We start from the raw sequence: 25,018 nt of genomic DNA, 5'->3' as shown, positions 1-25,018 counted from the left end.
AACTGACCACCCGCGTCACTGCTTAAGTGCTCGCTTCCGTGTGGAACGAGCGCTCGCGTGTTCGTGGAAAACCTGCTCGGCTACGCGTGGAATCCGCGCTCGGGTGTCGTGGAATACGCATCCTGGCCGCGGCCGGTGGGGAGCAAACCCCAAGCCGCGGAGAAGCCCGCATGACGTTATTGCAGCGGACCCTTCAGCGCGGCCGGAACCGGCAGCGGCATCACATCGATGCCTTCTTCGACGAGAGCTTGCGCATCTTCCGCGGATGCAACCCCGCGAATGTTGCGCGCCGGCGCTTCGTTGTAGTGAATGCGCCGCGCCTCCTCGGCGAAACGGTCGCCTACGTTCTCCGTTTTCTCCAGGACCTCGCGTATCACGCGCATGGCATGCGCCTGCCATTGCGCCGCTGCCTGTCCCACCCGAGCTGCGTGTGACGCCTGGCCAGCGGCGGATGCGGACTGTGCCTCGCTCGCCCCCGACAGATTCAGGCGGGGTGCGGACGGCACGCGGCTCACGTTGGTGGCGCCGCACATCGGACATTCGACCAGATTGCGCGAAAGCTGCGACTCGAAGTCGTCAGCGGAAGCGAACCAGCCTTCAAACCGATGGCCGTCTGGGCACTGTAAATCGAGGACCTTCATGGGAATCGTGGCTTGCGTTGAGTGTAGCGCAAAACGGAAATTTGTGAACGACCGTTCGTAAAATTTTCGATGGGGTGTTTCCTACCCTCATCGGTACCGGACGCCCGGTTCGCCGGTGATTGTAGCGCCGTCCGGCACGGTCCGCTCAGCGCAAAAATGTCCGGTTAACGTGAATACGGCGGCCTTCGAAATCGAAGAGCCGCCGTATTCAAAGGTTTGGCGCAGTGACAGCAGCCGGGTCGCCAAGGCCCCCGGCAACGGCATTCAGCCCTGCTCGGCTTGCCCGAGCGGCCAGGCGCCCGACAGCGCCTTTTCGAGCCAGAACGTGCCGATGATCGTCTTCACGTCGGTAATCTTGCCAGTACGCACCCATTCGAGCAGTTCGGGCAGCGTCGCTGTAAACGTCTCGAGGAATTCGCCTTCGTCGAGCTTGGCCTCGCCCGCAGTCAAGCCGCGCGCCAGGTAGATGTCGATGAATTCCGTCGAGTACGAGATCACCGGATGAATCTTCGCGAGATAGACATACTCGCGCGCCGCATAGCCCGTCTCTTCCTTGAGCTCGCGAATCGCACAGGCAAGCGCACCTTCCTGCGGATCGAGCTTGCCCGCGGGAAACTCGGTCATCACGCGCGAGAGCGGGTAGCGATATTGGCGCTCCATCAGCACGCGGCCGTCGTCGAAGAGCGGGATCACCATGACGGCGCCCGGATGCTGGACGTATTCGCGCGTCGCGTGCTTGCCGTCCGGCAAGGCAACCGTGTCGCACTTGAGCGTAAGGAATTTGCCCGCGTGGAGCGTCGTGCTTTCCACGCACGTCTCGGCGAGCGCCGGGTCGTGCTTTTGATGATCAGCAGCCATGTTCAACCTCTGGGAAGCGCCTGTACGGAGGAGTCGCGAAAAACCGCGATGCGATCGAATGGCGTACACCTCGTCGAGGACGAGGTGTACGCATCACGCCGGACGGCGTTTGAAGAGATATTGCCAGGTGAAGCCGGGAAACGCGAACACGACAAAGAGACTGAACGTGATAGCGTAGAACTGCCAGCCCTGGTCAAAGCGGTTGCCGGCGCGCGCCTCCAGCATGAAGCCGAACGCGCCAACCACAAAATACAACACGATCATTTCGGCAATGCGAATCCACACGCTCTTCTTCTGCGCACGCAGCGGCACGATGCCTAACAACCGTTGATTGAGAAACGGCAGGTTGGCGCCCGCGAGCGCCAACAACACGATAAACCACCCTGCTGCCGACATATTACAGGGGCAGCGTATGCGAGACGGCCTGCAGGCAGAGTGACATCAGCGGTCCGGGGATAATGCCGAGCACCAGCACAGCCACGCCATTGACCGTCAGCAGCGCGCGGTTGAATGCGTGGCTCTCGATCGGCGCGGTATCGGTGGGCGCGTCGAAGTACATCAGCTTGACGATACGCAGGTAATAGAACGCGCCGAACAGCGACGTAATGACGGCGAGAACAGCAAGCCACGTGAGACCGGCGTTCATGGTCGCTTCGAGCACGGCGAGCTTCGCGTAGAAGCCGACCGTCGGCGGGATGCCTGCAAGCGAGAACATCATGAGCATCATGACGAACGCGAACACCGGGCTGCGCTGGTTCAGGCCCTTGAAGTCGTCGAGCGTTTCCGCCTCGAAGTCGCGGCGAGCAAGCAGCATGACGATGCCAAACGCGCCGAGCGTCGTGATCAGATAGATGATGCTGTAGAACATCGCCGAGCTGTACGCGCTGGCCGCGCCGGTCGCCTTGTTGTCGACGATGCCGGCCAGCAGGCCGAGCAGCACGAAGCCCATGTTCGAGATGGCCGAGTAAGCCAGCATGCGCTTGACGTTGCGCTGAACGATACCCGTGATGTTGCCGACGATCATCGAGAGCGCCGCGAGGATGATCAGCATTTCCTGCCAGTCCACGGCCAGCGGCAGCAGACCCATGACGAGGAAGCGCACGGCCCACGCAAACGCCGCGACCTTCGGGCCGCCGCCGGTGAGCAGCGTCATGGCCGTAGGCGCGCCTTGATAGACGTCGGGCACCCACATGTGGAAAGGCACCGCGCCCATCTTGAACGCCACGCCCGCGACGATGAACACCACGCCGAACAGCAGGACGATGTCGTTGATATGGCCAGAGGCAACGGCCTTGAACACATCGCCGAGTTCGAGCGAACCCGTCGCGCCGTACAGCATCGAGATGCCATAGAGCAGGAAGCCCGAAGCGAGCGCGCCCAGCACGTAGTACTTCATGGCCGCTTCGTTCGACTGCGTCGCGTTGCGGCGCAGCGCGATGACGGCGTAGAGCGAGAGCGACATCAGCTCGAGGCCGAGGTACAGCGTGAGGAAGTTGTTGCCCGAGATCATCACGATCTGGCCGAGCAGCGAGAACATCCCGAGCAGGAAAAACTCGCCCCGGAACATGTCGCGGTCTTCAAGGTACTTGCGCGAATACACGATCGTGACCGCGTAGCCTAGCGTGACCACCGACTTCATCGCGCTTGCGAACGCGTCGACCACGTACATCCGCGTGAAGTAGTAGTACACGTGCGGATCGAACGCGATCACCGCGAACCAGATACCGGCTACGACCGTGGTCAGCAGCGAGATGAGATAGGTCGTGCGCCGGCCCTCGGGGCCGGTGAACGTGTCGTTAAGCCACGCGACGACGACACCGGCCATAACCAGCGCGTCGGGTAGCAGAGCGTTCATAGGGGCGTTTGGCATGATCTTTTAGTCCTCCGCTCGGTATTACTGTGACAGCGGCAGCTTCGACACTGCGACGTGGGAGAGGAGGTTTTCCACGGAAACGTGCATCACATCGGTAAAGGGCTTCGGGTAGACGCCCATGAAAAGCGTGAGCAGCGCGAGTACCCCAAGGATGAAGTATTCGCGGCAGCTGATGTCCTTCAACTCGCGAACGTGGTCGTTCGCGACAGCGCCGAAGTACACCCGCTTGTACAACCACAACGTATAGGCCGCGCCCAGGATCAGCGTGAACGCCGCCCCGAAAGCGATCCAGAAGTTGAACTTCACCGCCGCCAGAATCACCATGAATTCGCCGACGAATCCCGAGGTGCCCGGCAGGCCGCAGTTGGCCATCGCGAACAGCATGGCCAGCGCCGCGAACTTCGGCATCGTGTTGACGACGCCGCCGTAATCGGCGATGTCGCGCGTGTGCATGCGGTCATACAGCACGCCGATGCAAAGGAACATGGCGCCCGAGACGAAGCCGTGCGAGATCATTTGGACGATCGCGCCTTCCACCGCCAACTGGCTGGACGGACCGAACATAAAGAAGCCCAGCGTGACGAAGCCCATGTGAGCAATCGACGAGTACGCGACCAGCTTCTTCATGTCCGACTGCACGATCGCCACAAGACCGATGTAGATCACGGCGATCAGCGACAGCGTAATGATGACCGGCGCCAGATAGTGACTCGCGTCCGGCGTGACCGGCAGCGAGAAACGCAGGAAACCGTACGCGCCGAGCTTGAGCATGATGGCCGCCAGCACCACCGAGCCGCCCGTGGGCGCTTCGACGTGGGCATCCGGCAACCACGTGTGGACCGGCCACATCGGCACCTTGACCGCGAACGCGAAGAAGAACGCGATAAACAGCAAAATCTGCGGCGTCATCGCCAGCTTGGCGTCCTGCCAGGTGGCGAGGTCGAAAGTACCCGTCACGCGGTAGAGGTACAGCAACGCGATCAGCATCAGCAGCGAGCCGGCCAGCGTATAGAGAAAGAACTTGAATGCCGCGTACACGCGGTTCGGGCCGCCCCACACGCCGATGATGATGTACATCGGGATGAGCGTGGCCTCGAAGAACACGTAGAACAGCAGGCCGTCGGCGGCGCAAAAGACGCCTACCATCAGGCCCGACAGGATAAGGAACGCCGCGTAATACTGCGCAACGTTCTTCTGGATCACCTGCCAGCCCGCGATCACGACGATTACCGTGATGAGCGCAGTGAGCACCACGAGCCACAACGAAATGCCGTCGACGCCCAGGTGATACGCAATATTGAACCGCTCGATCCAGACCGACTTCTCCTCGAACTGGAGCGCAGCCGTGGTCGTGTCGAAACCCGAAACGAGCGGAAGGGTGACGAGGAAACTAAGCACCGAACCGATGAGCGCGATCCAGCGGTCCGCGCTCGAGCTCCGAAAGGAACCCACTACAAGAACGATGATGCCGAAAACGATCGGCATCCAGATCGCAATACTGAGAATCGGAGTTGCGTGCATGCGTTTTTTTCCTCGCCTTCTTATTTGCCGCTGAGCGTTACAAACAGGGTAAGGAGGCCAAGCATGCCAATGATCATGGCAAATGCGTAGTGGTAGATATAGCCGGATTGCAGGAAACGAATCACAGTTGCAAACCAGCCGATAAACTTGGCGCTCCCGTTGACGACGCCGTCGATCACGACGACATCACCCTCCTTCCAAAGACCACGACCGATAGCGACCGCTCCGCGAGCGAAGACGATTTCGTTGATCTTGTCGAGGTAATACGCATTGGCCAGCAGCTTGTAGACCGGTGAGAACGTGCGCGACACGACGGCCGGCAGGTCCGGGCGCTTCATGTAGAAGAACCACGCCACGATCACACCTGCGAGTGCAAGCCACACCGGCACACCCGAGAACGCATGGGTGGCCATCGCGGCCCAGCCATGGAACTCTTCGCCGATCTCGGCAAGCGCCGGATGGTTCTGGCCAATAAAGATGACATTCTGGAACGCCACGCCGTGCGAGAAGAAACCACCGTACAGCAACGGCTGGATCGCGTAGGCACCAGCGATCACCGAAGGAATCGCGAGCAGGACGAGCGGCACCCAGATCACCCACGGCGACTCATGCGGCACGTGGACATGGTGTTCGTCGTGGCCGTGACCGTTGCCGTGACCATGCGCTGCGGCTTCTGCGCCCATCGGCGAATCCGGATGCTTCGGATCGCGGAAGCGCTCTTCACCATGGAACACGAGGAAGTACATGCGGAACGAGTACAGCGCCGTCACGAACACGCTCGCGACCACGGCGAAATAGGCGAAGCCCGAACCCGCGAGATGCGAGGCCTTCACCGCCTCGATGATCGAGTCCTTCGAGTAGAAGCCCGAGAAGAACGGCGTACCGATCAGCGCGAGCGAGCCGATCAGCGAAGTGATCCACGTGATGGGCATGTACTTGCGCAGGCCGCCCATGTTGCGCATGTCCTGGTCGTGGTGCATGCCGATGATGACCGAGCCCGCGCCGAGGAACAGCAGCGCCTTGAAGAACGCGTGCGTCATCAGGTGGAACATCGCGACCGGATACGCCGAGACGCCGAGCGCCACGGTCATATAGCCGAGTTGCGAGAGCGTGGAGTACGCGACCACACGCTTGATGTCGTTCTGCACGACACCGAGGAAACCCATGAAGAGCGCGGTGATAGCCCCGATCACGACGATGAACGACAGCGCTGCATCCGAAAGCTCGAACAGCGGCGACATGCGCGCGACCATGAAGATGCCGGCCGTCACCATGGTGGCGGCGTGGATCAGTGCCGAGATCGGCGTCGGGCCTTCCATCGAATCCGGCAGCCAGACGTGCAGCGGGAACTGGGCCGACTTGCCCATTGCGCCGACGAACAGGCAGATGCACGCGACGGTGAGCAGGTTCCACGAGGTGCCCGGGAACGTCAGCGCGGCGATTTCGTGGCCCTTCGCGAACACGTCGTTGTAGTTGAGCGAGCCGCCGTATGCGAGCAGCAGGCCAATACCCAGCAGGAAGCCGAAGTCGCCCACGCGGTTCACGAGGAACGCCTTCATGTTCGCGTAGATGGCGCTTTCACGCTTGAAGTAGAAGCCGATCAGCAGGTACGAGACGAGACCCACCGCTTCCCAGCCGAAGAACAGCTGCAGGAAGTTGTTGCTCATCACGAGCATCAGCATCGAGAACGTGAACAGCGCGATGTACGAGAAGAAGCGCTGGTAGCCCTCTTCTTCCGCCATATAGCCGATCGTGTAGATGTGCACCATCAGCGACACGAAAGTCACGACGATCATCATGAGCGCCGTCAACGAGTCGATCAGGAAGCCGACTTCGAACTTCAGGCCTCCCACCGACATCCATTCGTAGACTGTCGTGTTGAAGCTCGCGCCGTTCACCACGTCGAAGAACGTGATGCACGAGAGCACGAACGCAATCGCGACGCCGAGAATGGTGACCGTATGCGCGCCCGCGCGCCCCACCGTTTTGCCGAATAAACCGGCAATCAGAGAACCGGCGAGAGGCGCCAGCGGGATCGCCAGCAATAGGGTTTCGTTGAGTGTCGTTGCCATATACAGCCTGCCTTAGCCTTTGAGCTGATCGAGGTCCTCGACATTGATCGTGTCGAGGCTGCGGAACAAGGTCACAAGAATAGCCAGACCAATCGCGGCTTCCGCGGCCGCTACAGTTAGCACGAAGAACACGAAAATCTGTCCGTGAACGTCACCGAGATAATGCGAGAACGCGACGAAATTCGTGTTCACCGCCAACAACATCAGCTCGATCGCCATCAAGATGATGATGACGTTGCGCCGATTGAGAAAAATGCCAACGATCGAGATCGCAAAGAGGATCGCGCCGAGGACGAGGTAATGGGCCAGAGTTATCAAGTTGCTCTCCTCTACGCTTAGCTCTTGGTGCCGGAGCCAGACGGCACTGGTGCCGCCACGCCAGTCGCAACCGCAGCAGCCTGGTCGGTTTCGGCCACTTCGGGCAGTTCCTTGACGGCCGGCATCTTCACCAGGCGCACGCGGTCCTGGCGACGCACGCTGACCTGCTTCGAAATGTTCTGGCGCTTGGCGTTCTTGGGCTCGCGCACCGTCAGCGAAACGGCCGCGACGATCGCCACGAGCAGCACGAGGCCGGCAATTTCGAATGCGAAGATGTAGTCGGTATAGATGATCTTGCCGATCAGGTGCGTATTCGACACCGACGCGGCGGCCGCAGCCGAGGTATCCGGCACCGGCGAGGTGGTCGCGCCGTAGCCGTGCCACAGGATCAGCGCGGTCTCGATCACAATGATCGCGCCCACGATGGTCGCTACCGGCACGAAGCGCTTGAAGTCGCGGCTCAGCACGTCGATGTTGATGTCCAGCATCATCACCACGAACAGGAACAGCACCATCACCGCGCCCACGTAGACGAGCACCAGCAGGATCGCGAGGAATTCGGCCTCGAGCAGCATCCACACCGCAGCCGCGTTGAAGAACGCGAGCACGAGGAAGAGCGCGGACGAGACAGGATTGCGCGAGGTGATCACCTTCAGCCCTGATAGCGTGAGCAGCAGCGCGAAGATGTAGAACAGGACGGTCGTGAATTCCATGATTACTGGTTCATCGTTGAGGCCATCGTGAGGCGGATTGCGCGGCGCAGACTGGCGGCCAGACCAGGGAGCGTCGCGCCGCGGTTCCCGGACTGCGGCTTCGCGGCGTTTTCAGGCACACGCGTTCCCCGCAGCCAGCCCGAACCGCGGGCCGATACAGCGTCAAACTGAAGATCAACGGTACGGTGCATCTGCTGCCTTGTTCGCCGCGATTTGCGCTTCGTAGCGGTCGCCGACTGCCAGCAGCATGTCCTTCGTGAAATACAGATCGCCGCGCTTCTCGCCGTGATACTCGAGAATGTGCGTCTCGACGATCGAGTCGACCGGGCAGCTCTCTTCGCAGAAACCGCAGAAGATGCACTTGGTCAGGTCGATGTCGTAGCGCGTCGTGCGGCGCGTATTGTCTTCGCGCACTTCCGACTCGATCGTGATTGCGAGCGCGGGACACACGGCCTCGCACAGCTTGCACGCGATGCAGCGCTCTTCGCCATTTTCATAGCGGCGCAGCGCGTGCAGGCCACGAAAGCGCGGCGAGATCGGCGTTTTCTCTTCCGGGAACTGCACCGTGAACTTGCGCTTGAAGGTGTAACGCCCCGTCAGCGCGAGCCCCTTGAGCAGCTCAGTCAGGAAAAACGTCTTGAAGAAGTTTTGGATAGCGGTCATTTCGTCGCCCCCTTATTTCCAGATGCTCAGCGGCGACATATACCAGAAGCCGATCACAATCAGCCACACCACGCACACCGGAATGAACACCTTCCAGCCAAGACGCATGATCTGGTCATAGCGGTAGCGCGGGAACGTCGCGCGCGCCCAGATGAACACCGACAGGAGGAAGAAAACCTTCAGCACCAGCCAGAACACACCCGGGATGAAATCGAGGAAGCCGAACGGCGCGCTCCAGCCACCGAGAAACAGCACCGAACAGAGCGCCGAAATCGCGATCATGTTGATGTACTCGGCGAGGAAGAAGAGCGCGAAGCCCATGCCCGAGTACTCGATCATGTGACCGGCGACGATTTCCGACTCCCCTTCCACCACGTCGAACGGGTGACGGTTCGTTTCCGCAATGCCCGAGATGAAGTAGACGACGAACATCGGCAGGAGCGGCAGCCAGTTCCACGAGAGGAACGTGATGCCCCAGCTCGCGAACATGCCGCGCATCTGGCCCTGGACGATCTCCGAGAGATTCAGGCTGCCCGACACCATCAGCACCACGACAAGCGCGAAGCCCATCGCGATTTCATACGAGACCATCTGCGCCGCGGCGCGCATCGCGCCGAGGAACGCGTACTTCGAGTTCGAGGCCCAGCCCGCGAGAATCACACCGTAGACGCCGAACGACGAGATCGCCATCACGTAGAGCAGACCCGCGTTGATGTCGCCCAGCACTGCGCCCGCCTGGAACGGAATCACCGCCCAGACCGCGAAGGCTGGCACCACCACCATGATCGGCGCGACCATATAGGTCCAGCGGCTCGCCTGCGCCGGCTGAATGACTTCCTTGAGCAGCAGCTTCAGCACGTCGGCGATCGGCTGCAACAGGCCTGCCGGGCCCACGCGGTTCGGGCCGAGACGCACGTGCATCCAGCCGATCAGCTTGCGCTCCCACAGAATCAGGTATGCCACGCACAGCAGAATCACCACCGCGACGACGAGAATGCGCACCAGTGCCCAGACAGTGGGCCATGCCACGCCGAGCAGCTGGCTGCCGCCTGCATTGATCGTATCGAACAAGCTCATTTACGCCTTCTCCACCAGCAGTTCACCGAACAGGCTGCCGAGCTGCGCGGCGGCCGGCGTTGCCGCCGACACGCGCACCGCCGTCGGCGCAAGATTCGCATCGCACGTCGCTGGCGCGGTCACCGAGAGCTCGCCCTGGCGCACGCGCACGGCATCGCCTTCCTTCAAGCCAAGCTGGTCGAAGAGCGCAGCCGGCAGGCCGATGGTGTTCGCCACGCGGGCCGCCATCGTGAGCTGCAGCGCTTCGCCGCGACGCACGAGTTGATCGGCGCGATAGATGGGCACATCGGAGATGCGCTCGAAGCGGCCAGTGGCAGCCTTCGCGAGGCTGCCGCGCGCCACCTGAGCCGCGGCCTTGTTCGACAGACGCGCTTCGAAGCTGCCGTCGCCGAGCGCCTTGCGGCGCACGTCTTCCGACGTCTCGTATTCGAAGCCTTGCGCGCCGAGCAGCGTGCCGAGCACGCGCAGCACCTTCCAGGCCGGACGCGTATCGCCGAGCGGGCGCACGACGCCGTTGAATACCTGAACCGTGCCTTCGGCGTTGACGAACGTACCCGAGGTCTCCGTGAACGGCGCGATGGGCAGCAGCACATCGGCGTAGTCGAGACCCGTCTTGAACGGCGAGAACACGGCGACCATCTCGGCCTGCGCGAGCGCGGCGCGCGCGGCGGCCGGGTTGGCCGTGTCGAACTCGGGTTCGAAATTGAACAGCAGATAGCCCTTGCGCGGCTGCTCGAACACTTCGCGAGCATTCAGGCCGCCTTGCCCCGGCAGCGCGCCAACGAGGTGCGCGCCAACCGTGTTGGTGGCTTCGGTGAGGAAGCCGAGCGTTGCGCCCGTCGTTTCGGCGATGAACTGCGCGGCGGCGTGCAGGCGCGAGAATTCCGGATGCTGGACGGCGGCGTTGCCGAGCAGCACGAAGCGGCGCTCACCATTCGCGAGCGACGCGGCAACCAGCTTCGCGGCGTCGTTGGCCTGCGCACCGGCAAAACCTTCGGGCAGCGCGACACCCTTCGCCTCGGCCGCAGCGGCGGCAATCGAAGCAAGCTCGTCGAGCCATGCCGAAGGCGCTGCGACGATGCGCTGCGCGCCCGGAATCAGCGAGCCGTCGGCCGAGGCCTGCAGGAACGAGACTTTCGCGCCACCCTTCGCTGCCTGGCGCAGACGCGCGGCGAACAGCGCATGGTCGCGGCGCAGGAACGAGCCGATCACGAACGCCGAGTCGGCATACGAAAGATCGGCAATCTTGGCACCGAGCCAAGGCGTGCCTTCGAGCGGCGCCGAGAAGTCGCTCTGGCGCAGGCGGAAGTCGACGTTCGGCGTGCCGATCGCGTCCGCGAACTGCTTCGCGAGATAGAGTTCCTCGGTCGTGCTGTGCGGGCTCGCGAGCAGCGCGAGCTGGTTCTCGCCGTGCTCGTCGCTGATGCCCTTGATGCCCTTCACCACGTATTCGAGCGCGGTCTGCCAGTCGGTCTCGACCCACTGGCCACCCTGCTTGATCATCGGACGCGTGAGGCGGTCTTCGGCGTTCAGGCCTTCATACGAGAAGCGGTCCTTGTCCGAGATCCAGCACTCGTTGACGGCTTCGTTCTCGAACGGCAGCACGCGCATCACGCGGTTGTTCTTCACCTGCACGACGAGGTTGGCACCCGTCGAGTCGTGCGGGCTCACCGACTTGCGGCGCGACAGCTCCCACGTCCGCGCGGAGAAGCGGAACGGCTTGCTCGTGAGCGCGCCGACCGGGCACAGGTCGATCATGTTGCCCGAGAGCTCCGAGTCCACCGTCTTGCCGACGAAGGTGCTGATTTCGGCATGCATGCTACGCCCCAGCATGCCGAGCTCCATCACACCGGCGATTTCCTCGCCAAAGCGCACACAGCGCGTGCAGTGGATGCAACGCGTCATCTCTTCCATCGAGATGAGCGGACCGACGTTCTTGTGGAACACGACGCGCTTTTCTTCGCTGTAGCGCGAAGCGGACTTGCCATAGCCGACCGCCAGATCCTGAAGCTGGCATTCGCCACCCTGATCACAGATCGGGCAATCGAGCGGGTGGTTGATCAGCAGGAATTCCATCACGGCTTGCTGACCCTGCACGGCCTTGTCCGACATCGTGCGCACGATCATGCCTTGCGACACCGGCGTCGCGCATGCGGGCACCGCCTTCGGCATCTTCTCGACATCGACGAGACACATCCGGCAGTTGGCCGCGATGGAGAGCTTCTTGTGATAGCAGAAGTGCGGAATGTACGTGTCGACCCGTTGCGCAGCCTGGATCACCATGCTGCCCTCGGGCACCTGCACCTTCTTGCCGTCTATTTCAAGTTCAACCATGATGGTTAATCGTCCCTAACCTGTTACCGCTCACTCACAGCGGTCTACCCCGTTGCGTTCCGCCACGCGGTTCGCGCCCAACACGCCGTTACCCTCAACTCGCCCTTCAGGCGGCCACGGTCTCCGAGGCCGCGCGCGAGCCGGCATGTCCGCCGACGAGGCAACGCTTGTTGTGCACGTGATATTCGAATTCGTCCCAGTAGTGCTTGAGCATGCCGCGCACCGGCATGGCCGCTGCATCGCCGAGCGCGCAGATCGTACGGCCCATGATGTTGCCCGCGACCGAGTTCAGCAGGTCCAGATCTTCCTGGCGGCCCTGGCCGTGCTCGATGCGGTTCACAACGCGATACAGCCAGCCCGTGCCCTCGCGGCACGGCGTGCACTGGCCGCACGACTCTTCATAGTAGAAGTACGACAGACGCAGCAGCGAGCGCACCATGCAGCGCGTCTCGTCCATGACGATGACCGCGCCCGAGCCGAGCATCGAGCCCTGCTTGGCGATGGAGTCATAGTCCATGTCCGTCTGCATCATCAGATCGCCCGGAATAACCGGCGCCGACGAACCGCCCGGAATCACGGCCTTGAGCTTCTTGCCGCCGCGCACGCCGCCGGCGAGCTCCATGAGTGTCGCGAACGGCGTACCGAGCGGAATCTCATAGTTGCCCGGACGCTCCACGTCGCCTGCGATCGAGAAGATCTTGGTGCCGCCGTTGTTCGGCTTGCCAAGCTCCATGTATGCCTGCGGACCGACGGTCAGCAAGAAAGGCACGGCTGCGAACGTCTCGGTGTTGTTGATCGTGGTGGGCTTGCCGTACACGCCGAAGCTCGCCGGGAACGGCGGCTTGAAACGCGGCTGGCCCTTCTTGCCCTCGAGCGACTCGAGCAGCGCCGTTTCTTCGCCGCAGATGTACGCGCCATAACCGTGGTGTGCGTGCAGCTGGAACGAGAAGTCCGTGCCGAGGATGTTGTCACCGAGATAGCCCGCCTGGCGCGCTTCTTCAAGCGCAGCCTCGAAGCGGCGGTAGACCTCGAAGATCTCGCCGTGGATGTAGTTGTAGCCCACGGTGATGCCCATCGCGTACGCGCCGATGGCCATGCCTTCGATCACGGAATGCGGATTCCAGCGCAGGATGTCGCGGTCCTTGAACGTACCCGGCTCGCCTTCGTCGGAGTTGCAGACGAGGTACTTCTGCCCCGGGAACTGACGCGGCATGAAGCTCCACTTCAGACCCGTCGGGAAGCCAGCGCCCCCACGGCCACGCAGACCGCTTGCCTTCACGTCGGCAATGACCTGCTCGGGCGGAATTTTCTCTTCGAGGATGCGGCGCAGTTGCTTGTAGCCACCACGCGCAACGTAGTCTTCAAGATGCCAGTTCTCGCCGTTCAGACCCGCGAGAATCAAAGGTTTGATGTGACGGTCGTGCAAGGAAGTCATTTCGAAAGCTCCTCGAGCAGCTGGTCGACCTTCTCGCGGCTCATGAAGCTGCACATGCGGTGGTTGTTCACGAGCAGCACCGGCGCATCGCCGCACGCGCCCATGCACTCACCTTCTTTCAAGGTGAACTTGCCATCGGGCGTGGTTTCGCCGAAGTCGATTCCGAGCTTCTGCTTCAGATAGTCGGCCGTGCTTTCCGCACCGCCATCCGGGCCGAGCTGGCACGGCAGATTCGTGCAGAGCGTGATCTTGTGCTTGCCGACCGGCCTGGTCTCGAACATCGTGTAGAAGGTGGCGACTTCCTGGACCGCGACAGGCGGCATGCCGAGGTAGTCGGCCACGAACTGCATGAGTTCGGGCGACAGCCAACGATGCTCTTCTTGAGCAACGGCCAAAGCCGCCATCACGGCGGACTGCTTCTGATCGGCGGGATACTTCGTCAACGCGCGATCGATTTCTTTCAGGCCTTCAGCTGAGATCATTTTCAGACACGACTCTTTCAATTCCTACCGTTTCAATTCCCGCCAGACAAACACCTGCCGCGCGTGAAGCGTACCTGCTCGCTGCGACAGACGTGGCGTTCCCGGTATTTCGCCATGCGCCCTTCTTGACAGGGCGTACTGGCAGTTTGCTGCTTAGCGGTCGATTTCACCGAACACGATGTCCTGCGTACCGATGATCGTGACCGCGTCGGCAATCATGTGACCGCGCGCCATTTCGTCCAGCGCGGACAGGTGGGCATAACCCGGCGCACGGATCTTCAGACGATACGGCTTGTTTGCGCCATCCGACACCAGGTAGATGCCGAATTCACCCTTCGGATGCTCCACGGCTGCGTAGGCCTCGCCTTCCGGTACGTGGAAGCCTTCGGTGAAGAGCTTGAAGTGGTGAATCAGCTCTTCCATGTTCGACTTCATGTTGACTCGCGACGGCGGCGCAACCTTGTGATTGTCGACCATCACGGGGCCGGGATTCTTGCGCAGCCACTCAATGCACTGTTTCGCGATACGAGTCGATTGACGCATTTCCTCGACACGCACGAGATAGCGGTCGTAGCAGTCGCCATTCACGCCCACGGGGATGTCGAAATCCAGCTGGTCGTAAACCTCATAGGGCTGCTTCTTGCGCAGATCCCACTCGATGCCCGAGCCACGCAGCATCGCGCCGGTCAGGCCCAATTGCATCGCGCGCTCGGGGCTCACCACGCCAATGCCCACGAGACGCTGCTTCCAGATGCGGTTGTCGGTGAGGAGCGTTTCATACTCGTCGACACAACCGGGGAAGCGCGTGAAGAAGTCGTCGATGAAGTCCAGCACCGAACCCTGGCGCGCCTCGTTCATGCGGGCGAGCGCCTTTTCGTTGTGGATCTTCGAAGCCTTGAATTGCGGCATCGCGTCGGGCAGATCACGGTACACGCCGCCCGGACGATAGTACGCCGCGTGCATGCGCGCGCCCGAGACCGCCTCATAGACGTCCATCAGGTCTTCACGCTCGCGGAACGCGTAGAGGAACACCGCCATCGCGCCCACGTCGAGCCCGTGCGAACCAATCCACATCAGGTGATTGAGGACGCGCGTGATTTCATCGAACAGCACGCGGATGTACTTCGCGCGAATCGGCACCTCGATGCCGAGCAGCTTTTCGATCGCGAGCACATAGCCGTGCTCGTTGACCATCATCGACACGTAGTCGAGACGGTCCATGTACGGGACCGACTGGATGAAGGTCTTGCTCTCGGCGAGTTTTTCCGTCGCACGATGCAGCAGACCGATGTGCGGATCGGCGCGCTGGATCACTTCGCCGTCGAGCTCGAGCACGAGGCGCAGCACACCGTGCGCTGCCGGGTGCTGCGGGCCGAAGTTGAGCGTGTAGTTCTTGATCTCTGACATGCGACCCTCTTAGTGTTTCCTCAGACCACCGTAGCGATCCTCGCGGATCACGCGCGGCGTGATTTCGCGCGGTTCGATCGTGACCGGCTGGTAGACCACGCGCTTCTGATCCGGGTCGTAACGCATTTCGACATAGCCGGAGACCGGGAAGTCCTTGCGGAACGGGTGGCCGATGAAACCGTAGTCGGTCAGGATGCGGCGCAAGTCGGGGTGACCTTCGAAGACGATGCCGTACAGGTCGAACGCCTCGCGCTCATACCAGTTGGCCGAACTCCAGATCTCGACGAGCGAGGAGACGATGGGCACCTCGTCGTCCGGCGCGAATACGCGCAGGCGCAGACGCCAGTTGTTCGTGATGGAGAGCAGATGCGACACCGCCGCAAAGCGCTGACCTTCCCACGCGCCGTCGCCGTATGTCTGATAGTCGACGCCACACAGGTCAACCAACTGCTCGAAGCGAAGCGACGGATTGTCGCGAAGCTCCTGCGCCACGCTGAGGTAATCTGCTGATTTGATGACCAAGGTCAACTCACCGAGCGCTTCGGTGAGGCTGACGACGCGCGCACCAAGGGCCGCTTCGAGGTTCGCTTTCAGGGTCTCGAGTTTGCTTGCCATATTCCGGGGAGGCGCTTGGCCTTTATTGACGGGCGATGGTACTGGTACGTCGGATCTTCGCCTGTAGCTGGATCACCCCGTACACGAGGGCTTCCGCTGTCGGCGGGCAACCCGGCACATAGACGTCGACCGGCACGATGCGATCGCACCCGCGCACAACCGAATACGAATAGTGGTAGTAGCCGCCGCCGTTGGCGCAAGATCCCATCGAGATCACCCAGCGCGGCTCGGCCATCTGGTCGTAGACCTTGCGCAGCGCAGGCGCCATCTTGTTGCACAGCGTGCCGGCAACGATCATCACGTCGGACTGACGCGGGCTCGGACGGAACACCACGCCGAAGCGGTCGAGGTCGTAACGGGCCGCGCCCGCGTGCATCATCTCGACCGCGCAACACGCAAGACCGAACGTCATCGGCCACAGCGAGCCAGTGCGCGTCCAGTTGATCAGTTTGTCAGCCGTGGTGGTGACAAACCCTTCCTTCAAGACCCCTTCGATACTCATGTGCTTTCCACTCCAGACGGACGGCCCGCGGCGTATCCGCAGCACCGCCCATGCTATCCGGCGATTAACCCCTTACTCCCAATCGAGACCACCCTTCTTCCAGATGTAGGCAAAGCCCAGCAGGAATTCGAGCAGAAACAGCATCATCGACAGAAAGCCCGGCCAGCCGATGTCGCGCAGAGCAACACCCCACGGAAACAGGAACGCCGTTTCAAGGTCGAAGATGATGAAGAGAATGGCCACGAGGTAATACCGTACATCGAACTTCATGCGCGCGTCTTCGAACGCTTCGAAGCCACACTCGTACGGTGAGATTTTTTCGCTGTCGGGCCGGTTGGGACCGAGGATCTTGCCGATACTCACCAACGCCACGCCCAGACCAATACCTACGAGAAGGAACAACAGGACGGGGTAATAGGGAGCGAGATTCAAGGCAATCCTCTATCGGTTGGTTCTGAGGTTCCGCAGGAACTTCAAGTCGCTCTGCGGGAATCACTTTTTACGTACTTCGCGCTGCACTCGAAACAAACACGACGTATAAAGCAAAAAAAAATGCCAGCCGAAGCTGAAGCAAGCGGCTGGCATTTTTTAGATAACATTGGTGCCGACGGCGAGACTCGAACTCGCACAGCTTTCGCCACTACCCCCTCAAGATAGCGTGTCTACCAATTTCACCACGTCGGCACTACATGCAATCCGGGACAACAATTTATGCAACCCGCGAATCGCTTCAAGACTTAAATTCTAACTTGTTCCCGCCGTTTGTTCAATGCACAAAAACAAGTTTTTCAGAATTATTTCGGAACGTCGTTGCCCGCGTTCGATGCCGCTGCTGCCGGCGACGCCGCAGCCGGAGCGCTCGCAGCCGACACAGCAGAACCACTTGCAGCAACCGGGGCTGAAGCAACAACCGGAGCCGTTGCAGCAGCGCCAAGCAAGCCCGCCGAAGGCTTCGAATGATACGACCCCAAGTAGGTTAATGCAAGCGTCGAGACGAAAAAGACCGTTGCGAGAATAGCCGTCGTGCGTGACAGAAAGTTCGCTGCGCCAGTCGCGCCGAACAGGCTGCCCGACGCCCCGCTGCCGAACGCGGCGCCCATGTCGGCGCCCTTGCCGTGTTGCAGCAGAACGAGGCCGATCACCCCGAGCGCCGACAGAATCTGGACGACGATAATCAACGTTTTCAAATACAGCATCACACTCACCTGAGTCCTTGTTGAGCGCAGCCTCCCGAGAGGCATGCGCATGTGCAGCCGGCACGGACCTCACTGGAGGCACCGCGCCCAGGCCTTATTTTTATCCCGCGACGTTCGCGCCCGCCGCAGCGGCCGCGCAAATCGCGAGGAAATCCCCCGCCTTCAGCGCCGCACCGCCGATCAGGCCACCATCGATATCGGCCTGACGGAAGAGCTCCGCCGCATTCTCCGGCTTCACGCTGCCGCCGTACAGGAGCGGCACGTCCGCCACCTGCGCGCCCTTCGCGGCAAGCCGCGCGCGCAGAAAGGCGTGCACCTGCTGCGCCTGCTCCGAAGTCGCGCTCTTGCCGGTGCCGATGGCCCAGACCGGCTCGTACGCGACGACGATGCGCGCCGCCTCTTCAACCGACAACGCTCCCAGCACCGCGTCGAGCTGCGCGCCGACCACTTGCTCGGTCGTGCCGCCTTCGCGCTCTTCCAGCGTTTCGCCCACGCAGACGATCGGCGTGAGACCTGCCGCGAGTGCGCGCTGCGCCTTCTGCGCGACGAGTTCGGAGCTTTCGCCGTGGTAAGCGCGGCGCTCCGAGTGACCAACGATCGCAAATCCTGCCTCGAAGTCGGCGACCATGCCCGCAGCGACTTCGCCCGTAAAGGCGCCCTGCTCGTGTGCGGACACATCCTGTGCACCCCAGACTACGCGGCTACCGCCGAGCAGCGCCTGAGCCTGCGCAAGATAGGGAAACGGCACGCACACGCCGACGCGCACATCCGAGGCCAGCGACTGCGCGCCCTGCGCGACGCCTTCGAGCAATGCCGCATTGGCCGCGAGGCGGCCATGCATCTTCCAGTTACCGACTACGAGCTTCGATCGTTGATTCGTCATTGTTCCGGTTGCTGTTAAAAGCGGACGCAAAACGCAGAATTTTACTGCGTGAAATCGAGGCCGGTCAAACCGGCCTGCTCCGGACACGCGAAAAAAGCGTCAAAAAAAGCCCGAAAAATCAAGCATGAACCCGCCAGCGAGCCGTGCAGAGGGCGCGCAGCGGTCCCTGGCCGCGCAATCAGGCCGTCCGCGTCCAATCGAGCATGATCTTGCCGATATGTTCGCTGCTCTCCATGAGCGCGTGGGCCTCGCCCGCCTGCGCGGCGGAAAAGACGCGAAATACGACGGGCTTGATCCTGCCCTCTTCGAGCAGCGGCCATACATTCGCCTTCAATTCCTGCGCGATCTGCGCCTTGAATTCGACCGAACGCGCACGCAGCGTCGAGCCGGTAATCGTCAGGCGGCGACGCAGGATCTCGCCCATATTGACTTCGGCCTTCGAGCCGCCGAGCGTCGCGATCAGCACGATGCGGCCGCCATTGGCGAGCGCGGAAAGCTCGCGCGACACGTAGCCGCCCGCCACCATGTCGAGGACCACGTCCACGCCGCGGTCGTTCGTGAGTGCCTTCACGACCTCGACGAAGTCTTCGTTGCGATAGTTGATCGCGCGCTCGGCGCCCAGTTGCTCACAGGCCCGGCACTTGTCGTCCGACCCCGCGGTCGCGAAGACGCGAAAACCGAGGGCATGCGCGATCTGGATCGCGGTGACGCCGATCCCGCTCGAGCCGCCCTGCACCAGCAGCGTCTCGTTCTCGCCGCCCTCGCCCTTGCCGAGCAAGGCGCGCTGGAACACGTTGCTCCACACCGTGAAATAGGTCTCGGGCAACGAAGCCGCTTCAATATCCGTGAGCCCCTTCGGCACCGGCAGACACTGGCCGAGCGGCGCGACGACGTACTCGGCGTAGCCGCCGCCCGCGATCAGCGCGCACACGCGGTCGCCGAGTTTGAGGCCAAACGGATTGTTCTTTTCGTCGATCGTCCCGCCGACGATCTCGCCCGCAACCTCGAGCCCAGGCAGGTCGGAAATGCCCGGCGGCGGCGCGTACGAGCCCTTGCGCTGAAACACGTCGGGACGATTCACGCCCGACGCGCTCACCTTGATCAGCACCTCGCCGGCCTTTGGCTCGGGCGTCGGGCGCTCGGTCAGCTTGAGCACGTCCGGCGCACCGAATTCGGTAATCTCAACAGCCTTCATCTCGCGTCTCCGTAGGGCTCCGCGCCCTCTCTGGATGGCATTGAACACGCGGCGCGAACACAATGCGATCCGGCCTCGATCAGATACAGCCCAACTTCACATTCTCATAAAAAAACGGCCGGCGCGCTCATCGCGTGCCGGCCGTTTTTGTGAACCGCCTTACTGCTGCGGCTCGCCCTGCGGTGCGTTAGCTGCTGCTTCGTTGAGCAGCGCCTTGGCGGACAGGCGCACGCGGCCCTTCTCGTCCGTCTGGATAACCTTGACCTTCACGACCTGGCCTTCCTTCAGGTAATCGTTGATGTCCTTGATGCGCTCGTTGGCGATTTCGGAGATGTGCAGCAGGCCGTCCTTGCCCGGCAGCAGGTTCACGATCGCGCCGAAGTCGAGCAGCTTGAGGACCGCGCCTTCGTACACCTGACCGACTTCGATTTCGGCCGTGATGTTCTCGATGCGCTTCTTTGCCTCTGCCATACCTTCGCTCGACGTCGAAGCGATGGTCACGACGCCGTCGTCAGAGATGTCGATCGTGGTGCCCGTTTCTTCGGTCAGCGCGCGGATCACCGAACCACCCTTGCCGATCACGTCGCGGATCTTCTCCGGGTTGATCTTGATGGTGATCATGCGCGGTGCGTACGCCGACAGCTCGGTGTTCACGCCCGAAACCGCCGAAGTCATCTTGCCGAGGATGTGCATGCGGCCTTCCTTCGCCTGCGCGAGCGCGACCTGCATGATTTCCTTGGTGATGCCCTGGATCTTGATGTCCATCTGCAGCGCGGTCACGCCAGCTTCCGTGCCCGCGACCTTGAAGTCCATGTCGCCGAGGTGATCTTCGTCGCCGAGGATGTCGGTCAGCACAGCGAACTTGTTGCCTTCGAGGATCAGGCCCATCGCGATGCCCGCGACGTGCGCCTTCATCGGCACGCCGGCGTCCATCAGCGCGAGGCAGCCGCCGCAGACCGAAGCCATCGACGACGAACCGTTCGACTCGGTGATTTCCGAGACCACGCGGATCGAGTAGCCGAATTCTTCGGCGCTCGGCAGGCACGCGACGAGCGCGCGCTTGGCCAGACGGCCGTGACCGATTTCACGGCGCTTGGGCGAACCCACGCGGCCCGTTTCGCCGGTCGCGAACGGAGGCATGTTGTAGTGGAGCATGAAGCGGTCGCGGTACTCGCCTTCGAGCGCGTCGATGATCTGCTCGTCGCCCTTGGTGCCGAGCGTCGCCACGACCAGCGCCTGCGTCTCGCCGCGCGTGAAGAGCGCCGAGCCGTGGGTACGCGGCAGCACACCCGTGCGGATCTCGATCGGGCGCACGGTGCGCGTGTCGCGGCCGTCGATACGCGGCTCGCCGTTCAGGATCTGCGAGCGCACGATCTTCGCTTCGAGATCGAACACGATGTTGCCGACCGTGGCCTTGTCGGCCGCCGTCGTGCCGGCCGCAGCCGCTTCTTCTTCGAGCTTCGCCGAGGTCGCCGCGTAGACTTCCTTCAGCTTGGCCGAACGCTGCTGCTTGTCGCGCAACTGGTACGCAGCGAGCAGGTTGTTATAGGCGATATCGGTGACGCGCGCGATGAGCGCTTCGTCCTTCGGCGCCGGCTGCCAGTCCCACTCGGGCTTGCCGCCGTCACGCACGAGTTCGTGGATCGCGTCGATGGCCGTTTGCATCTGCTCGTGGCCGAACACGACCGCGCCGAGCATTACGTCTTCGGGCAGCTGGTCGGCTTCCGACTCCACCATCAGCACAGCGCGCTCGGTACCGGCCACGACGAGGTCGAGGCGCGATTCCTTGATCTGTGCGCGCGTCGGGTTCAGCACGTACTCGTTGTTGATGTAGGCAACGCGTGCCGCGCCCACCGGGCCATTGAACGGCAGACCCGAAATAGCCAGCGCAGCTGAGGCGCCGATCAGCGCGGGGATGTCAGCCGGGACTTCCGGGTTGATCGACAGGACGTGGATCACGACCTGGACTTCGTTGTAGTAGCCTTCCGGGAACAGCGGACGCAGCGGACGATCGATCAGGCGCGAGATCAGCGTCTCGCCTTCCGACGGACGGCCTTCGCGGCGGAAGAAACCGCCCGGAATCTTGCCGGCCGAATAGGTCTTCTCGATGTAGTCGACGGTGAGCGGGAAGAAGTCCTGACCCGGCTTGGCGGTCTTCGCGCCAACGACGGTCGCGAGCACGACGGTGTCTTCGACGTCGACGATGACGGCGCCGCTCGCCTGGCGGGCGATCTCACCGGTTTCGAGGCGCACATTGTGCTGGCCCCATTTGAATTCCTTCACGACTTTATTGAACATGGTCATGGTCACTCACTCCTTACTCATTTGTTATGCGACGCCCGCACATACGGGCGACACGGCAAGACAGAATCCGGCACCACGCAGGTAGAGGAGTGTTATGCCATTCCAGCGGACCGCGCGGATGCGACGATGACGCGACGCGCATGTGGTTTGTTGCCGCACACGATTCGATGGAATGACACAAAGCTCTGCCCCGAGGCCCGGCCCTGCTGCTTTTACTGCATGTTTGCTACCTGTTTGCTGCTGTGTACTGCCCTGCGGCACGCATCGCGTGAAGCGTACCGTTCAAAAACAAAATGCCTGCATCAGTGGAACTGACACAGGCATCTTTCTGCAAGACCTTGCGATTACTTGCGCAGACCCAGCTTCTCGATCAGTGCGCGGTAACGATCTGCGTCCTTACCCTTCAGGTAGTCGAGCAGCTTGCGGCGGCGGCTCACCATGCGCAGCAGACCGCGGCGGCTGTGGTGATCCTTCGCGTGCGACTTGAAGTGCGAGGTCAGTTCGTTGATACGCGACGTCAGGAGTGCAACCTGAACTTCGGGCGAACCCGTGTCACCGGTGCCACGCGCGAATTGCGCGACGACGTCGGACTTCTTGATATCTGCTACGGACATTTGCTTTTCCTTTGAAACGAACTAGCGGTCACGGAAGAATGGCCGTGCCGTGATTAGTTGTTGCTTGCTTGCCGTGGATTACGACAAGGGGCGTATTGTAGCACAGGCGAAATTCGCCGCGAACCCGGCCTGCTTGCACCGGTTCGCGGATAGCCACCGGGCGCCGCGCCCCCGCTCAGCCCATGCTCAAGGCCGCTTCATCTTGCAGACCGTCGCCGGCGCAGTGCGCTCCGCCGGCAGCGCCAGCACCGTGCGAAACCCATAGCCCGAACCCTCGTTGTCGTAGCGCACACCGGGCATGCCCTGCTTGTCCATCTGCATCACGTAAAGGGGCTGGATCGCCTGGTGGTCGTCGGCACGCATCCACATCGGGTGGAAACCGGCTGCGTCACCGTTGAAGCGCATGCCCTCGAGCGCCTTCGCGACCGCCTCCGGTTGCGCCGAGCCCGCCTTCGTCATGGCCTGGGCGAGCATCTCGACCATCATCTCCATGCGCAGCACCGGGTAGTCGTCCTGCGCCGCCGGGTAGCGGGCGCGAAACGCCGCATACCAGGCGTCGGAGGCCGCCCCGCCCGCGTTCGGATGCCAGTCGGCCACGGCGATCACGCGCTTGACGCCCGCCTCACCTAGTGCCGCCGGCGCGCCCAGACTGTTGCCGTAGAACGTGTAGAACCTGGTGTCGAGCCCCTGCTCGCGCGCGGCCTTCACGAGCAGCGTTAGATCGCTGCCCCAGTTGCCGGTGATAACGGCGTCCGCGCCCGACGCGCGGATCTTCGCGATATAAGGCGCGAAATCCTTCACCCTGCCGATCGGATGAAACTCGTCGCCCACCACGGCGATGTCCGGGCGCTGCTTCGCCAGCGCCGCTCGCGCGAGCGTGCTCACGTCGTGTCCGAAGCTGTAATCCTGATTCAGCAGCCAGACCTTCTTGACCGACTTGTCGGCGGCGATCACGTCGGCGAGTGCGTCCATGCGCATGCCCGCGTGCGCGTCGAAACGAAAATGCCAGAAGCTGCAGTTCGCGTTGGTGAGCGCGGGATCGTCCGCCGAATAATTGAGGAACAACTCGCGATTTTCCGGCTCGCGCGCATTCTGACGATCGATGGCCGCGACGAGCGCCGCCGCCACCGCCGAGCTGTTGCCCTGCAAAACGAAGCCGATATGGCGGTCCGCCGCCGCGCGCAGCTGCATCAGCGCCGCCTCGGTGCTGCCCTTGCTGTCGAGCACCACCAGTTCGAGCGGATGGCGCCCGTCTGCCAGTGTGACGCCGCCGCGTGCGTTCACGCGCTCCACGCCAAAACGCAGATTGCGCTCGACAGCGGCGCCCGCGTCGGCGAACGGCCCGGACATGCCCTCGATCAGCGCGAGCTGGACCGGCTTGCCCGCAGGCGCTTGCGCGCTCGCCGCGTGCGCGCCCGCAGCCGCCAGTGCCGCGCTCAACCCCAACGCCGCCAGCAGGGCCGCCGCCAGGCGCGTCCATCGTGCCTCCATGCGTGCCTTCATGCGCTCTCCCCTCTTCCTGTAATGAGCCTCGTCGTATGAAGCGCGGATCATAGGACGCGTGCGCACACGGCTGCAAGCCGTCGCGATCCCGACGTGTCAAAATAACGGTTCCAGAAAGGGTTCCGGACAGACCGAACCCAGTTCGAATCTGCACGGCGTCCATCGCCTACGTGCCATCGGGGGACTTCATGCTCAAGCGTCTTTCATCCGCCATCGCGACGCGCCTGCCGCGCACCACGCGCCGTGCGCTCGTCGCCGGGATGGGCGCGCTCGCACTCGCCGGCTGCGTGCCGCCGTGGCAGCAATTTCACGCTGGCGACGACGCCCAGGCCGTGATTGCACGCTTCGGCCCGCCGCGCGAGGTCTACGACCTGCCCAACGGCGGCAAGCGCCTGATGTGGCCCACGCAGCCGATGGGCGAGACCACCGTGGCCGCCGACATCGACGGCAGCGGCAAGGTGCTCAGCGTGCGCCAGGTGCTGCAACCCAACGAGTTCTATAAGGCCGAGATCGGCAAATGGACGCGCACCGACGTGCTCGTGAACTTCGGCCGTCCAGAAGAAACCGCCTATTTCCCGCTGATGAAGCGCGAGGCCTGGACCTATCGCTATCTCGAAGACGGCGTCTGGTACATGCTCTACAGCTTCTATTTCGACGACCAGGGCATCCTTCGCCTCACGCAAAAGACGCCTGACCCACTGCACGACCCTGATCGGCGCAGCCTGTTCTGAGCCCGTCGCCCGCCGCGAAAAGACCAAAACAAAGCCCCCGCGCTCTCGCGAGCACGGGGGCTTTTCATTTGATCCACTTAT

The 25,018-nt window shown here is 62.3% G+C and carries 24 protein-coding genes and 1 tRNA gene; 1 reads left to right on the top strand and 24 read right to left on the bottom strand.

Annotation, left to right across the window (positions count from 1 at the left end; genetic code table 11):
* Positions 1 to 176: 176 nt before the first annotated feature.
* The 24 genes from L5014_RS32005 to L5014_RS31890 form a co-directional block, all read right to left on the bottom strand.
* Positions 177 to 641, bottom strand: a complete 465-nt coding sequence (locus L5014_RS32005) for a DUF1178 family protein (RefSeq protein ID WP_238467803.1) — start codon at positions 639 to 641, stop codon at positions 177 to 179.
* Between the two features lie 264 nt (positions 642 to 905).
* Positions 906 to 1,499: an NUDIX domain-containing protein gene (locus L5014_RS32000; protein WP_238467802.1), complete on the bottom strand. Its 594-nt coding sequence runs from the start codon at positions 1,497 to 1,499 to the stop codon at positions 906 to 908.
* Between the two features lie 93 nt (positions 1,500 to 1,592).
* A complete protein-coding gene (locus L5014_RS31995; protein WP_238467801.1) occupies positions 1,593 to 1,895 on the bottom strand; it encodes a DUF2818 family protein in 303 nt (100 codons plus the stop codon).
* Position 1,896: 1 nt separating this feature from the next.
* Positions 1,897 to 3,369 carry an NADH-quinone oxidoreductase subunit NuoN gene (nuoN, locus tag L5014_RS31990; protein WP_238467800.1) on the bottom strand — a complete coding sequence of 491 codons (1,473 nt, stop codon included), beginning with the start codon at positions 3,367 to 3,369 and terminating at the stop codon, positions 1,897 to 1,899.
* A gap of 24 nt (positions 3,370 to 3,393) precedes the next feature.
* Positions 3,394 to 4,893 (bottom strand): NADH-quinone oxidoreductase subunit M, encoded by a 1,500-nt coding sequence (locus L5014_RS31985; protein ID WP_238467799.1) that lies wholly within the window; start codon positions 4,891 to 4,893, stop codon positions 3,394 to 3,396.
* Between the two features lie 20 nt (positions 4,894 to 4,913).
* On the bottom strand, positions 4,914 to 6,965 hold the full coding sequence (gene nuoL, locus L5014_RS31980) for an NADH-quinone oxidoreductase subunit L (protein WP_238467798.1): 2,052 nt from the start codon (positions 6,963 to 6,965) through the stop codon (positions 4,914 to 4,916).
* 12 nt (positions 6,966 to 6,977) lie between these two features.
* Positions 6,978 to 7,283, bottom strand: a complete 306-nt coding sequence (gene nuoK, locus L5014_RS31975) for an NADH-quinone oxidoreductase subunit NuoK (RefSeq protein WP_238467797.1) — start codon at positions 7,281 to 7,283, stop codon at positions 6,978 to 6,980.
* A 17-nt stretch (positions 7,284 to 7,300) separates the two neighbouring features.
* Entirely contained in the window at positions 7,301 to 7,996 is a 696-nt protein-coding gene (locus L5014_RS31970) for an NADH-quinone oxidoreductase subunit J (protein WP_238467796.1), read from the bottom strand.
* Positions 7,997 to 8,170: 174 nt separating this feature from the next.
* On the bottom strand, positions 8,171 to 8,659 hold the full coding sequence (nuoI, locus tag L5014_RS31965; RefSeq protein WP_238467795.1) for an NADH-quinone oxidoreductase subunit NuoI: 489 nt from the start codon (positions 8,657 to 8,659) through the stop codon (positions 8,171 to 8,173).
* Positions 8,660 to 8,671: 12 nt separating this feature from the next.
* Positions 8,672 to 9,736: an NADH-quinone oxidoreductase subunit NuoH gene (gene nuoH / locus L5014_RS31960; RefSeq protein WP_238467794.1), complete on the bottom strand. Its 1,065-nt coding sequence runs from the start codon at positions 9,734 to 9,736 to the stop codon at positions 8,672 to 8,674.
* Positions 9,737 to 12,070 (bottom strand): NADH-quinone oxidoreductase subunit NuoG, encoded by a 2,334-nt coding sequence (gene nuoG, locus L5014_RS31955; RefSeq protein WP_238467793.1) that lies wholly within the window; start codon positions 12,068 to 12,070, stop codon positions 9,737 to 9,739. It lies immediately after the preceding gene.
* A gap of 106 nt (positions 12,071 to 12,176) precedes the next feature.
* Positions 12,177 to 13,505 carry an NADH-quinone oxidoreductase subunit NuoF gene (gene nuoF, locus L5014_RS31950; RefSeq protein WP_238467792.1) on the bottom strand — a complete coding sequence of 443 codons (1,329 nt, stop codon included), beginning with the start codon at positions 13,503 to 13,505 and terminating at the stop codon, positions 12,177 to 12,179.
* Positions 13,502 to 13,987 carry an NADH-quinone oxidoreductase subunit NuoE gene (gene nuoE, locus L5014_RS31945; RefSeq protein WP_238467791.1) on the bottom strand — a complete coding sequence of 162 codons (486 nt, stop codon included), beginning with the start codon at positions 13,985 to 13,987 and terminating at the stop codon, positions 13,502 to 13,504. Before nuoE ends, nuoF begins: the two co-directional genes overlap by 4 nt.
* Positions 13,988 to 14,140: 153 nt before the next feature.
* On the bottom strand, positions 14,141 to 15,394 hold the full coding sequence (locus L5014_RS31940) for an NADH-quinone oxidoreductase subunit D (RefSeq protein ID WP_238467790.1): 1,254 nt from the start codon (positions 15,392 to 15,394) through the stop codon (positions 14,141 to 14,143).
* Between the two features lie 9 nt (positions 15,395 to 15,403).
* Positions 15,404 to 16,009, bottom strand: a complete 606-nt coding sequence (locus tag L5014_RS31935) for an NADH-quinone oxidoreductase subunit C (protein ID WP_238467789.1) — start codon at positions 16,007 to 16,009, stop codon at positions 15,404 to 15,406.
* Between the two features lie 22 nt (positions 16,010 to 16,031).
* Entirely contained in the window at positions 16,032 to 16,511 is a 480-nt protein-coding gene (locus tag L5014_RS31930) for a NuoB/complex I 20 kDa subunit family protein (protein WP_027819582.1), read from the bottom strand.
* A 72-nt stretch (positions 16,512 to 16,583) separates the two neighbouring features.
* Positions 16,584 to 16,943 carry an NADH-quinone oxidoreductase subunit A gene (locus tag L5014_RS31925; protein WP_238467788.1) on the bottom strand — a complete coding sequence of 120 codons (360 nt, stop codon included), beginning with the start codon at positions 16,941 to 16,943 and terminating at the stop codon, positions 16,584 to 16,586.
* A 167-nt stretch (positions 16,944 to 17,110) separates the two neighbouring features.
* Positions 17,111 to 17,195, bottom strand: a tRNA-Leu gene (locus L5014_RS31920).
* Between the two features lie 110 nt (positions 17,196 to 17,305).
* A complete protein-coding gene (gene secG / locus L5014_RS31915; protein ID WP_238467787.1) occupies positions 17,306 to 17,707 on the bottom strand; it encodes a preprotein translocase subunit SecG in 402 nt (133 codons plus the stop codon).
* 100 nt (positions 17,708 to 17,807) lie between these two features.
* Positions 17,808 to 18,590 carry a triose-phosphate isomerase gene (gene tpiA / locus L5014_RS31910; RefSeq protein WP_238467786.1) on the bottom strand — a complete coding sequence of 261 codons (783 nt, stop codon included), beginning with the start codon at positions 18,588 to 18,590 and terminating at the stop codon, positions 17,808 to 17,810.
* Positions 18,591 to 18,768: 178 nt separating this feature from the next.
* Positions 18,769 to 19,785, bottom strand: a complete 1,017-nt coding sequence (locus tag L5014_RS31905; RefSeq protein ID WP_238467785.1) for an NAD(P)H-quinone oxidoreductase — start codon at positions 19,783 to 19,785, stop codon at positions 18,769 to 18,771.
* A 159-nt stretch (positions 19,786 to 19,944) separates the two neighbouring features.
* A complete protein-coding gene (gene pnp / locus L5014_RS31900; protein WP_238467784.1) occupies positions 19,945 to 22,089 on the bottom strand; it encodes a polyribonucleotide nucleotidyltransferase in 2,145 nt (714 codons plus the stop codon).
* A 344-nt stretch (positions 22,090 to 22,433) separates the two neighbouring features.
* Complete coding sequence (gene rpsO, locus L5014_RS31895; RefSeq protein WP_238467783.1) at positions 22,434 to 22,703, bottom strand: 30S ribosomal protein S15; 270 nt, start codon at positions 22,701 to 22,703, stop codon at positions 22,434 to 22,436.
* A gap of 186 nt (positions 22,704 to 22,889) precedes the next feature.
* Positions 22,890 to 24,206: a branched-chain amino acid ABC transporter substrate-binding protein gene (locus L5014_RS31890; protein WP_420800176.1), complete on the bottom strand. Its 1,317-nt coding sequence runs from the start codon at positions 24,204 to 24,206 to the stop codon at positions 22,890 to 22,892.
* Between the two features lie 260 nt (positions 24,207 to 24,466).
* Between L5014_RS31890 and L5014_RS31885 the strand changes: the two genes are divergently transcribed.
* The gene (locus L5014_RS31885; RefSeq protein ID WP_238467806.1) at positions 24,467 to 24,937 is read left to right on the top strand and encodes a hypothetical protein; all 471 of its coding nucleotides are present in this window, start codon (positions 24,467 to 24,469) and stop codon (positions 24,935 to 24,937) included.
* The last annotated feature ends 81 nt before the right edge of the window (positions 24,938 to 25,018 follow it).

This window comes from Paraburkholderia tagetis, assembly GCF_022213065.1.
GTDB classification, from domain to species: Bacteria; Pseudomonadota; Gammaproteobacteria; order Burkholderiales; family Burkholderiaceae; genus Paraburkholderia; species Paraburkholderia tagetis.
Note: the sequence above shows the minus strand (reverse complement) of the source record. Positions and strands in the feature narration are given on the sequence as shown.